We start from the raw sequence: 11,975 nt of genomic DNA on the forward strand, positions 1-11,975 counted from the left end.
GTGTTTCTCCTAGGAACGGAATAGACGGCTGTACTGGCGCTCATGGGCCATGCATGCCAGGGACAGGCCGAAAGCGGCGCTGCCGTAATGATGAGGAGCGATGTTCGACGCGTTTTGCTGGGCCTGTTGCAGCAGTGGCAGCAGTTCGCTGGTCAGGCGTTGGGCGGCTTGCTGGCCGAGCGGCATGGTCTTCATCAGCACTGCCAATTGGTTTTCCAGCCAGCTCCAGAGCCAGGCGGCCAGCGCGTCCTGCGGGTTGATCTGCCAGGCTCTGGCGGCCAGTGCCCAGCCGAGGGCCAGGTGGGGCTCGGGGCGTTGTGCGAGAAAATCCCGGGCAGGGCCGTCCAGTTCCGGCAAGCCATTAAGCAGTTGTTGCAGGGAATAGCCCATCTGCCGACTTTCCTGGTGCAACTCACGGGTCTCGCGACTGGCACGGTGTTGTTCGCATAGTTGCAGCAGTTCTGCCCAGTCTTCATTCGCCGCGGCGTTGCAATGGGCGAGCAGTAGCGGTGCTTCAAAACGCGCCAGATTGAGCAGCAACTGGTCACTGATCCAGCGTCGGGCACTTTGCGGGTCGATCACTCGCGCTTGCTCCACGGCCATTTCCAGGCCTTGGGAGTAGCTGTAGCCGCCAATCGGCAGTTGCGGACTGGCCAGGCGCAGCAAGGCCCAGGCAGGGTTCATGTACGCACGCCGAACTGGTGCAGGCGCGGCGGGTAGTTGAAATCCTCGTCGCCGTGCCGGGAGTGGTGATGGCCGCCGCCATAGGCACCGTGTTCCGGCTGGAAAGGCGCTTCGAGGGTTTCGGTATGGGCGCCAAGCTGTTCGAGCATGGCTTTGAGCACGTAGTCGTCGAGCAGGCGCAACCAGCCATCGCCGACTTGCAGGGCGACGTGCCGATTACCCAGGTGATAGGCGGCGCGGGTCAGTTCGAAGGCATTGGCGCAGGTGACATGCAGCAGTTGCTCGGGGCGAGCGCAGACGCGAACGATACGACCGTCCTCGGATTGGAGGAACTCGCCGTCATGCAACGGTGGCTGACCGCGCTCCAAAAACAGCCCGACGTCTTCACCTTCGGCGCTGAAACAGCGCAGACGGCTTTTGCTGCGGGCCTCGAAATTCAGGTGCAGTTCGGCGGCCCAGAGGGGTTGAGGGTCGATTCTGCGATGAATCACCAGCATCGGAAGGCTTCCAGCAATGGACAATGCTCAGGTTAGAGCAAGGGGCTTGCCAATCGGGCGAGATGTGGGAAATGTCTGTCGCAGTGTAGTTTGCGCTAGAAAAAGGTGCGCAGGATTTGGGAGGGTGTGGATAACTTTGGTGCGGTCAGGGAGTTTTTGCACCATCTTGAAGCGATGTGATGATCGTTCCCACGCTCCCGCGTGGGAATGCAGCCCGTGACGCTCTGCGTCACATCCAGAGCGGACGCTGAGCGTCCAGTGAGGCATTCCCACGCGGAGCGTGGGAACGATCTAAAAGGATCAACCTACTCTGTACTCCCCAATCCCTGCCAATGCTTGAGGCCAATAAAGATAAAGCGCAGTTGCTGGGTAATCTTGGCCTGTGGCGTGAGGTGTTCGGGCAGGGCTTCGGCGGGTGGGTCGATGATGTCCGGCAGGGTGGCGAACACGCTTTTGACGATCAAATCGGCCATGACCGTCAGGCCGGCGACATCGAGGTGCTGCAATTTGGGCATCAAGCTCAGGTCTGCGGCCAGGTCCGAGCTGATGTTTTCCCGCAGGGCGGCGATCGCTTGGCGCACTGGCAGCGAGCCACCATATTGTTCGCGGGCGAGAAACAGGAATTGCGAGCGATTGGCCGCGACGACATCGAGAAAAATCCGTACCGAAGCATCGATGATGCCACCCATGACGAACTCATTGTGTCGCACCAGGCGGATGGTGGCGCGGAAGGTCTGACCGACTTCGCTTACCAGCACCAGACCCAGCTGATCCATATCGGCAAAGTGTCGGTAGAAACCTGTTGGTACAATCCCGGCGGTTTTTGCCACTTCGCGCAGGCTCAGGCTGCCGAATCCTCGGCCGCACTCCATCAGGTGGCGAGCAGCGTCCATCAGGGCGTTGCGGGTCTGTTGTTTCTGTTCGGCGCGGGGCAGCATCGGGCGGCGGATTTCCGGTCAAGGACAGCGGCGCACTCTAGCAAATCAACTTTGCCGGCGTCGAACTTGAGTCGAAGTAGAGAAGGGGCGAGGCGTGGGAGGTGCTACTTATACACAGTCAAAGCCCGATCCAGGGATCGGGCTTTTTTCCAGGGCAAGCACAGGCTTAGCTCACGGCTTGATGACGTTCGGCCAGGCGATCAGCGCCGCCTTCGGCTACGGTTTGACCTTGATGAGTGCGGTTGTAGCCATCTTCAACCAGACCTTTTTGCTCCAGACGGTCACGGCCACCTTCAGCAACGGTTTGGCCTTGTGGAGTACGCTCAAAGCCATCGGCGGCGACTTTGTTACGTTCGATCAAACGGTCCGAACCACCTTCAGCGACGGTCTGAGTGAAAACCGAGTGACCGTGACTGTCTTTCACCTGAGGCGTGGCTTGCTCGGCGGCTGGCAGGGCGAACGCATTGGCGGCCAGGACCGAGAGGGTCAGACTAAGCAGTAATTGGCGTTTCATGATGGGTTGCTCCTCGGGAGGGCGATAAAGTGGGTACGGAGGCAATGCTACTCTTGCTAAATCGATATAAAAGTTCATAACGGCAATGGTAATAATCAACAGAATTGATTGTTTAGAGAAAAGGCTCTAGACCGGGCGCCTCAGGCGGAAGCTTTTGCACTGGAGTGGGTATTTTCGACCCGCTTTCGCCTTGCAAAAGTGCAGGTTCAGTAATGAAAAACTGTCTTGATGGTCAGAAATATGCCGATGTTTGCGCTTGATAAATTGACCTTAGGGTTAAACCTGCGCACCGTTTGCCAGTCGTAGTTTCCACTGCGGGTCGATTCCAGATCTGCCGCTTCACACGTGCGTCGCAATTGGGGCGCTCAGCCGTAATCAGGAGCCCTGTGCAATGACGCGCACTCGTAAAATTCTCGTTTGGACGGTCGCCAGTCTCATTGTTCTGCTGACCATACTGGTTCTGATCATCGGCCTCTTTGACTGGAACCGGATCAAGCCGCCACTCAACAGCAAAGTCTCTGAAGAGCTGCACCGCGCCTTCGCCATCAACGGCAATCTATCGGTGATCTGGCAGCGCGAGCTCGACGAGGGCGGCTGGCGGGCTCTGGTTCCGTGGCCGCATGTGGTGGCTGAAGACCTGACCCTGGGCAACCCGGACTGGTCGAAGACTGCGCAGATGATCAACCTCAAGCGTGTCGAACTGCGTATCTCGCCGCTGGGGTTGCTGACCCGGCGGGTGGTGATCCCGCGCATTGATCTCACGGAGCCCAATGCCACTCTGGAACGCCTGGCCGATGGCCGTGCCAACTGGACCTTCCGGTTCGCCGCGAAAGACCCGAACGCCGAACCCTCCCGCTGGGTGGTGGAGATTGGCGCCATCGGTTTCGACAAGGGCCACATCACCTTCGACGATCAAAGCCTGAAAACCCGGCTCGACCTGCTGATCGATCCGCTGGGCAAGCCGATCCCGTTCAGTGACATCGTCGGCGATACGGCGGCAAAAAAGGCACTTGAGAAGGGTTCTGCGCCACAGGATTACGCGTTTGCCTTGAAGGTCGAAGGCCAATACCACGACCAAAAACTTGCAGGTACCGGCAAGATCGGTGGTCTGCTGGCGTTGCAGGACGCTGCCAAGCCATTCCCGCTGCAAGCCCGGGTCAGGATCGCAGACACCAGCGTCGAGCTGGCCGGCACCCTGACTGACCCGCTCAATCTCGGCGCGCTGGATTTGCGTCTGAAGCTGGCCGGCAGCAGCCTGGCTAACCTCTATCCCCTGACCGGCGTGACATTGCCGGATTCGTCGGCCTATGCAACCGCTGGTCACCTGATCGCCAACCTGCGTGAGCCGGATGGCGCTTCGTTTCGTTATGAGGAATTCAACGGCAAGATCGGCAGCAGCGACATTCACGGCAATCTGGCCTATGTCGCCAGTAAACCGCGGCCCAGACTCAGCGGTGTGCTGATCTCCGATCAACTGCGGTTTGCTGACCTCGCACCGCTGATTGGCGCCGATTCGAACGCCAGGCAAAAAGCCCGTGGTGGCGAAGGCAAGCAGCCGGCGACCAAGGTGCTGCCGGTCGAAGAGTTTCGTACCGAGCGTTGGCGCGATATGGATGCGGATGTCGAATTCACCGGCAAAAGTATCGTCCACAGTACCGAATTGCCCTTCACTGATCTTTACACTCACCTGATTCTCAATGACGGTCAGCTGAGCCTTGAGCCTCTGCGTTTTGGCGTGGCCGGCGGCAAGCTGGATGCGCAGATTCGTCTTGATGGCCGCACGGAACCGCTGCAAGGGCGGGTGAAACTGACGGCACGCAATTTCAAACTCAAGCAACTGTTCCCGACCTTCGAACCGATGAAAACCAGTTTTGGCGAGCTCAACGGTGATGCTGACATCGCGGGTCGCGGCAACTCGGTGGCGGCGTTGCTGGGGACCGCCAATGGTGATCTGAAAATGCTGATCAACGATGGCGCCATTAGCCGCAGCCTGATGGAAATTGCCGGGCTCAATGTCGGCAATTACGTGGTCGGGAAGATGTTTGGCGACAAGGAAGTGAAGATCAACTGTGCGGCGGCTGACTTCGACATCAAGACCGGGTTGGCCACGACCCGCCTGTTTGTGTTCGATACCGAGAACGCGATCATCTACATCGACGGCACAGCCAACATGGCCAGCGAGCAGCTGGACTTGGCGATCACCCCGGATTCCAAGGGCATGCGCCTGTTCTCGCTACGTTCGCCGCTGTATGTGCGCGGTCCCTTCATCAAGCCGGATGCCGGTGTGAAAGCGGTGCCCTTGATGTTGCGCGGTGCCGGGATGGTGGCGCTGGGGGTGATTGCCGGGCCTGCTGCGGGGCTGCTGGCCCTGGTGGCGCCAAGCGGTGGAGAGCCGAATCAATGTGCGCCGCTGCTGGCACAGATGAAGGCGGGTACGGCACCGGTGATGGTCAAGTCGAGCAAGTGATTTTGATGGCATCTGCCATGACGCCATCGCAAGTTGCCCGTGAGCATCGCTGACCCGACCTGGACCGCTATCGGGGTGGCCGGGTTGAAATAGCGTCATGGGCTTGTCATCGAGGCTGCCGATGCTGGCTCATTCCCCAGCCATTACGTCTAGGATGGGAGGCTCAGGTCAGGTCAGGAACGTTCGTCCATGCCGCAAGAATCCGCCACGCGTTATCCCTTGGTGTTGGTCCCGGGGATGTTGGGGTTTATCCGCTTGTTGCTCTACCCATACTGGTACGGAATTATTTCGGCCCTGCGCCGTGGCGGGGCGACGGTGATCGCAGTGCAAGTCTCGCCGCTCAACTCCAGTGAGGTGCGCGGTGAGCAGCTGTTGATGCGCATCGAAGCGATTTTGCGCGAGGCCGGTGCCGCCAAAGTCAATTTGATCGGCCACAGCCAGGGTTCGTTGACGGCGCGTTACGCCGCTGCCAAACGTCCGGACTGGGTGGCCTCGGTGACCTCGGTGGCGGGTCCGAATCATGGATCAGAGTTGGCGGATTACCTGCACATCCATTACCCCTCGGACAGTCCTCGCGGGCGCCTGCTGAGCTTTGCGCTGTGGCTGATCGCGGCGTTGATGAGTCTGCTGGAAACCGGCTATCGCGGGCCGAAATTGCCGGTGGATATCCAGGCCTCCCACCAATCGCTGACCACCGAGGGCGTGGCGTTGTTCAACCGCCAATACCCCCAGGGTTTGCCCGACACGTGGGGCGGGCACGGCGCTGAAGTGGTCAACGGTGTGCGCTATTACTCCTGGTCCGGGACCTTGCAGCCGGGCAAGACTGATCGGGGCTGTAACCTGTTTGATGGGACTAACCGCAGCTGCCGGTTATTTGCCAAAACCTTCGTCCGCGAAGCCGGGCACTGCGATGGCATGGTCGGGCGCTACAGCTCCCACCTGGGCACGGTGATTGGCGATGAGTATCCGCTGGATCACTTCGACATCGTCAACCAGTCACTGGGACTGGTGGGCAAAGGCGCCGAGCCGATTCGGTTGTTTGTCGAGCATGCACAGAGGTTGAAGATGGCGGGTGTGTAGTCGCGTTTCTTGAGACTGACCGCGTTATCGTTCATCGCGATGTTCCAGCGCCAGGCCGGCTGTCCTCTGGAGCATAATCGTCGGACTCACCTACAGATTCAGTGAAGGCGTAACAGCGGTTGTCTACACTGCGAAAGAAGCCGTGCCCCTCGGTGCGGTAACAAGGAGAAAACTCCATGAAGATGCTGCGTATCCCTTTGTTGATGGTGGGTTTGCTGATCTGTTCCCAAGGCTTTGCCGCCACTGCCCAACAGAACAAGATGGCCACTTGTAACGCCGATGCCACCGCGAAAACCCTCAAAGGCGACGAGCGCAAAGCCTTTATGAGCACGTGCCTGAAAGCCGCGCCAGCGGCACAAGCAGCCAAACCAATGACGCCTCAACAAGAGAAGATGAAAACCTGCAACGCCACGGCCGCTACTCAGGCGCTTAAAGGGGATGCACGCAAAACCTTCATGAGTGATTGCCTGAAGAAAAAATAACCCGGGCTCTCGCCGTAGGAGCAGGGGGGCCAGGCGTCCCCGCTGCTACTACAGATATCCTTGCGCTCGCTTCAGCGTCTGAACGCTGGCAGACTGCCAATCCTTTAACGCCGTTCGTTTTGAGGCTGTATGCCAACGTTTTCTCAGCGTCATCTATTGTTCTTCAGTTGGGTGATCATTTTTGGCGGCTTGTTGTTGATCTTGCCGCTGCGCTTGTTGCCGAGTCTGCTCGCCGGTTTGCTGGTGTTCGAACTGGTCAACATGCTCACCCCGCAACTGCAACGGTTGATCGAAGGGCGACGGGCGCGCTGGTTGGCGGTGGCGTTGCTCGGCACCCTGGTGGTCAGCGTACTGACGCTGATTTTTGCCGGGGCCATTAGCTTCCTGCTGCATGAAGCGGAGAATCCCGGGGCTTCCCTGGACAAATTCATGGGCGTGGTGGACAAGGCTCGCGGGCAACTGCCGCCGTTTATCGACGCCTATTTACCGGCCAGCGCGGCCGAGTTCCGGGTGGCCATCGGCGACTGGGTGACCAAGCACCTGAGCGATCTGCAATTGGTTGGCAAGGACGCGGCGCACATGTTCGTGACACTGCTGATCGGCATGGTGCTCGGTGCAATCATCGCCTTGCAGCGGGCGCCGGACCTCACCAACCGCAAACCGCTGGCGGCGGCGTTGTTCGATCGGCTGCACCTTTTGGTACAGGCGTTTCGCAATATCGTCTTCGCGCAGATCAAGATTTCCCTGCTCAACACGACGTTCACTGCAGTCTTCCTTGCACTGATCCTGCCGATGTTCGGGATCAAATTGCCGCTGACCAAAACCCTGATCGTGCTGACCTTCCTGCTCGGCCTGCTACCGGTCATCGGTAACCTGATGTCGAATACGTTGATCACTATTGTCGGATTGTCACTGTCGATTTGGGTGGCAGTGGCAGCGCTGGGTTATCTGATTTTTATCCACAAGCTGGAATACTTCCTCAACGCGCGGATCGTCGGCGGGCAGATCAGTGCCAAGTCCTGGGAGTTACTGCTGGCAATGCTGGTGTTCGAAGCCGCGTTCGGCCTGCCGGGAGTGGTGGCAGGGCCGATTTATTACGCGTATTTGAAGAGTGAGTTAAAACAGGTGGGGTTGGTTTAGGCCGCAGGTTGTTGATCGTTCCCACGCTCCGCGTGGGAATGCATCCGGTGACGCTCCGCGTCACATCCAAAGTGGACGCAGAGCGTCCATGGCGGCATTCCCACTCGGAGCGTGGGAACGATCTGCAGGCAGGACTCAGCAGCCGTACCGCTTCATGGCTTCGATCGCCAGACCGCTGCCGATGCTGCCGAAGATATTCCCTTCAACATGCCGCGCGTTCGGCAGCATCGCCGAGACGCTCTGGCGCAGGGCCGGGATGCCACTCGAACCGCCGGTGAAGAACACCGTGTCGACCTGATCGACGCGCACATCGGCATCGCTCAGCAAGCTGGTAACGCTGTTGCGGATGCGTTCGAGCTGATTGTCGATGGCCGACTCGAACAGCACCCGGCTCAACTCCACGCTCAAACCAGGCTCGATGCGATCAAGCGGCACATGGCGGCTTTCGGCGTGGGTCAGCTGAATCTTGGTTTCTTCCACTTCCATCGCCAGCCAGTGCCCGGCGCGCTGTTCTATCAGCTTGAACAGACGGTCGATGCCACCGGTGTCTTCGATGTCGTAGCGCATGCTGCCCAAGGCCAGCTGGGATTTCTGCGAATACACCGAGTTGATCGTGTGCCAGGTCGCCAGGTTCATGTGGTGGCTGGTGGGCATGTAGGCCTGGCTCTTCATCCGGCTGCCGTAACCGAACAGTGGCATTACGCCTTGCAGGCTCAACTGCTTGTCGAAGTCAGTCCCGCCCACATGCACACCGCCGGTGGCGAGGATGTCATCGTGGCGCTGGTCCATAGCGCGGCGCTCCGGGGACAAACGCACCAGCGAGAAGTCCGAAGTACCACCGCCGATGTCGACGATCAGCACCAGCTCTTCGCGCTCAATGGTCGACTCATAGTCGAAGGCCGCGGCAATCGGTTCGTACTGAAAGGACACGTCCTTGAAGCCGATAGCACGTGCCACGTCCACCAGCGTGTTTTCAGCCTCTTGGTCGGCCATCGGATCATCGTCGACAAAAAACACCGGCCGGCCTAGCACGACTTCTTCGAATTCATGACCGGCGGTCGCCTCGGCGCGTTTCTTCAACTGACCGATGAACAGCCCGAGCAGATCCTTGAATGGCATGGCCGTGCCAAGCACGCTGGTGTCGTGCTTGATCAGCTTGGAGCCCAGCAGGCTCTTGAGCGAGCGCATCAACCGGCCTTCGTAGCCTTCCAGGTATTCGTGCAACGCCAGCCGACCGTAGACCGGGCGGCGTTCCTCGATGTTGAAGAAGACCACCGATGGAAGGGTGATCTTGTCGTCCTCCAGCGCGATAAGCGTTTCCATGCCGGGACGCAGCCAGCCGACAGTGGAGTTGGACGTGCCGAAGTCGATGCCGCAGGCACGGGCTGGAGATGCGTTTTTCATGTCTTTCGAGTTCCGGTTAAAAAACGGCCGCGCAGTGTATGTCAGCGCGGTGAAGAATCGTAGGCCGACTATCCGCTAAATCACGCGATTAAGCAGACTTGAAAGACTATCCTTCACCCCCAAACTTGCAGGCATGGGTCTGGTAGCCTCAGAACGCTCAAAATAGGTGCGCCGGCTGCCGATAAACTTCTGATGCACCGCTCGGTCACAAGATCGAGATCGGTCAATCCAAACGCTGCCAAAGAGAGCATGCTGTGCCTGGCTGCGTGATATCGATAACGGATGGTGATTGCCTCGATGGACTTCAAAGACTATTACAAGATTCTCGGTGTGGAGCCGACTGCGGACGACAAGGCGATCAAGGCCGCGTACCGCAAACTGGCACGCAAATACCACCCCGACGTCAGCAAGGAAAGGGACGCCGAGAGCAAGTTCAAGGACGCGTCCGAGGCGTATGAGGCGCTGAAAAGTGCCGACAAGCGCGCCGAATACGATGATCTGCGCAAATATGGCCAGCATGGCCAGCCGTTCCAGGGCCCGCCGGGTTGGCAGAGACGTGGTGGCGCTGGTGCAGGTGCAGGTGGTTACGGGCAGGACACCGGCGATTTTTCGGACTTTTTCAGTTCGATCTTCGGCTCGCGTGGCAGTGGTTTTGGTGGTGGACAATCAGGTCGTAGCACCGGTCGTAGAGGGCAGGATGTGGAAATGGAGTTGCCGATTTTTCTGGAAGAGACCCTGTCGACCGAGTCGAAGAAGGTCAGCTTTCAGGTGCCGCAGTACAACGCCGCCGGTCAGCACGTCAGCAACACCAGCAAAAGCCTGAACGTGAAGATCCCGGCCGGCGTGACCGACGGCGAGCGCATCCGCCTCAAAGGCCAGGGGGCACCGGGTGTGGGCGGGGGGACCAATGGCGACTTGTACCTGACCATCCGTTTCGCGCCACATCCCAAATTCGATGTCGAAGGTGAAAACCTGATCATCACCCTGCCGCTGGCCCCTTGGGAGCTGGCGCTGGGCACTGAAGTCGCGGTGCCGACCCTGACCGGCAAGATCCATCTGAAGGTTCCGGCCGGCAGCCAGAACGGCCAACGCATGCGAGCCAAAGGCCATGGTCTGCTGAACAAGGCTGGCCACCGTGGTTATCTGTTCGTGCAATTGAAAGCGGTCATGCCCAAACACAGCAACGACGCGATCAAGGCGTTGTGGCAGGAACTGGCGCAAAAAGCCGCTTTTGACCCGAGAGAACACTGGAGTAACTGATCATGCGCAGTACCCTGATCGTTCAACTGGACATGGAAGAATTCTGTGAGGTGACTGACTTGTCGGCTGCTTACGTGATCGAAATCGTCGAACACGGCATCCTCGAACCTCAGGGTAACGGGCCCGGGAATTGGCGTTTTACCGACTACGAAGTGGCTGTGGCCAAACGTGCGATCAAGCTGCGTCGGGATCTTGAACTCGAATGGGAAGGGGTCGCCCTGGCCCTGGACCTGCTTGAGGAGGTCCAGCAACTGCGGGCAGAGAATCAGATGCTCAAACAGCGGTTGGGGCGACTGGTGGTGGAATAAACGGGGGGTGTCGTTCACCACCAAAAAATCTTTGCCTTTACATCTTCTTGGGCAATGCCACCGTAAACGTCGTGCCATCCGCTTCGCTCGAGCTGACTTCGATCGTGCCCTGATGGGCGCAGACCACTTCCTTGACGATGAACAGGCCCAGGCCAAGGCTGGTCGACGGGCCTGCCAGTTCCTCGCTGGCGCTGCGCACCAGCGGGTCGAAGATGGTGGCGATGGCGTCCTCGGGTATCGGCGCGCCATAGTTGTGCATGGTCAGTGTCACGCTGTCTTCGTGACCGCTGATGGTCAAGGTCACAACGTGGCTGTTGGCGCCGTGCTGCAGGGCATTGCCGATCAGGTTTTGCAGCATTTGATCGATCCGCCCGCGGTCCCATACGCCTTGGGTATCGCCCTCAATGGTCAGGACCGGCGTGCAGGCCGGCTGGCCGGCACAGGCTTCGTCCATGGCGGCCCTGGCGGCGCTGGCCAGGTCCATGGCTGCGGGTTCGACCGGCAGGCTACTGCCTAGACGGCTGCGCACCAGTTCCAGCAGATCGCTGACCATCGCCCCCATGTGCCGCGCGCCGCTTTTGATGTTTGAGACATAACCGAGCGCATCGGTATCCAGTCGGGCTTTACGCACCAGCATTTCGGCGGACATGCTGACCGCCTGCAATGGGGCACGCAGGTCATGACCGAGGATGGCCAGGAAGATATCCCGTGAACGATTGACCTGCTCGGCGTAAGCGGCGGTGGATTCGGCCAGTGCTTCGTCGATGGCTTCGTTGAAGCGGATCATGTCCTGAAAGTAGGCCAGTTCCGGCGAGTTCAGGCCGCCTACCCACAGACGAATCACGCAGGCGCGCAAATGCCGGAACTCCGAGGTCATCTGCACCAGATCAAACCCCACGTTGTGCCTGAGCTCGCCGTGGCTGGCCGCGGCTTTATTCAGGCTCGGGGTTTTCTGCGGACCTTCGCCCATGGCCTTGGCGGCTTGTTCGCTGGCGGTCTGTGCGGTCTGCATGTCGCGTGACGCGGCCAGCAGGATCGACTTTGCGTGATCGCGCAGGACCGTCCGATCCATTGGGTCAGCGTCAGGTGCGATGGCGTTGGCAAATTGCTCCCATTCATCGACGATACGATCCATGTGTTGCACGATGAATTCGGAGAGACGCATGGTCGATGGCCCCGGGCAGTGAGCGCTGGAAGGTCT

The 11,975-nt window shown here is 59.3% G+C and carries 12 protein-coding genes; 6 read left to right on the forward strand and 6 right to left on the reverse strand.

Annotated elements, in window-relative coordinates; genetic code table 11:
- Positions 1-9: 9 nt before the first annotated feature.
- The 4 genes from AC07VR_RS11100 to AC07VR_RS11115 form a co-directional block, all read right to left on the reverse strand.
- Positions 10-684, reverse strand: coding sequence for an urease accessory protein UreF (locus AC07VR_RS11100; RefSeq protein WP_495011246.1), 675 nt, complete (start codon positions 682-684; stop codon positions 10-12).
- Positions 681-1,181, reverse strand: coding sequence for an urease accessory protein UreE (gene ureE / locus AC07VR_RS11105; RefSeq protein ID WP_495011247.1), 501 nt, complete (start codon positions 1,179-1,181; stop codon positions 681-683). Before ureE ends, AC07VR_RS11100 begins: the two co-directional genes overlap by 4 nt.
- 305 nt (positions 1,182-1,486) lie before the next feature.
- Complete coding sequence (locus tag AC07VR_RS11110; RefSeq protein ID WP_494993471.1) at positions 1,487-2,119, reverse strand: TetR family transcriptional regulator; 633 nt, start codon at positions 2,117-2,119, stop codon at positions 1,487-1,489.
- A gap of 166 nt (positions 2,120-2,285) precedes the next feature.
- Positions 2,286-2,633 (reverse strand): hypothetical protein, encoded by a 348-nt coding sequence (locus AC07VR_RS11115; protein ID WP_495011248.1) that lies wholly within the window; start codon positions 2,631-2,633, stop codon positions 2,286-2,288.
- A 391-nt stretch (positions 2,634-3,024) separates the two neighbouring features.
- On the opposite strand from AC07VR_RS11115, the gene AC07VR_RS11120 reads away from it, so the two are divergent.
- From AC07VR_RS11120 to AC07VR_RS11135, 4 genes are all read left to right on the forward strand, one after another.
- The gene (locus AC07VR_RS11120) at positions 3,025-5,100 is read left to right on the forward strand and encodes an AsmA family protein (protein ID WP_495011249.1); all 2,076 of its coding nucleotides are present in this window, start codon (positions 3,025-3,027) and stop codon (positions 5,098-5,100) included.
- Positions 5,101-5,289: 189 nt separating this feature from the next.
- A complete protein-coding gene (locus tag AC07VR_RS11125; protein ID WP_495011250.1) occupies positions 5,290-6,180 on the forward strand; it encodes an esterase/lipase family protein in 891 nt (296 codons plus the stop codon).
- Positions 6,181-6,356: 176 nt separating this feature from the next.
- The gene (locus tag AC07VR_RS11130) at positions 6,357-6,662 is read left to right on the forward strand and encodes a PsiF family protein (RefSeq protein WP_494993475.1); all 306 of its coding nucleotides are present in this window, start codon (positions 6,357-6,359) and stop codon (positions 6,660-6,662) included.
- A gap of 129 nt (positions 6,663-6,791) precedes the next feature.
- Positions 6,792-7,802: an AI-2E family transporter gene (locus AC07VR_RS11135; RefSeq protein WP_494993476.1), complete on the forward strand. Its 1,011-nt coding sequence runs from the start codon at positions 6,792-6,794 to the stop codon at positions 7,800-7,802.
- 135 nt (positions 7,803-7,937) lie between these two features.
- Here the strand turns inward: AC07VR_RS11135 and AC07VR_RS11140 are convergent, their stop codons facing one another.
- Positions 7,938-9,206, reverse strand: coding sequence for an Hsp70 family protein (locus AC07VR_RS11140; protein WP_494993477.1), 1,269 nt, complete (start codon positions 9,204-9,206; stop codon positions 7,938-7,940).
- A gap of 297 nt (positions 9,207-9,503) precedes the next feature.
- Between AC07VR_RS11140 and AC07VR_RS11145 the strand changes: the two genes are divergently transcribed.
- Together AC07VR_RS11145 and AC07VR_RS11150 are read left to right on the forward strand one after the other, a co-directional pair.
- Positions 9,504-10,466, forward strand: coding sequence for a DnaJ C-terminal domain-containing protein (locus tag AC07VR_RS11145; protein ID WP_494993478.1), 963 nt, complete (start codon positions 9,504-9,506; stop codon positions 10,464-10,466).
- Positions 10,467-10,468: 2 nt separating this feature from the next.
- Positions 10,469-10,774 (forward strand): chaperone modulator CbpM, encoded by a 306-nt coding sequence (locus AC07VR_RS11150; RefSeq protein WP_494993479.1) that lies wholly within the window; start codon positions 10,469-10,471, stop codon positions 10,772-10,774.
- Between the two features lie 37 nt (positions 10,775-10,811).
- On the opposite strand, the gene AC07VR_RS11155 is transcribed toward AC07VR_RS11150, so the two are convergent.
- Positions 10,812-11,939 (reverse strand): sensor histidine kinase, encoded by a 1,128-nt coding sequence (locus AC07VR_RS11155; protein ID WP_495011251.1) that lies wholly within the window; start codon positions 11,937-11,939, stop codon positions 10,812-10,814.
- Between the last annotated feature and the right edge of the window lie 36 nt (positions 11,940-11,975).

This window comes from Pseudomonas sp. GW821-FHT02H09, assembly GCF_059421425.1.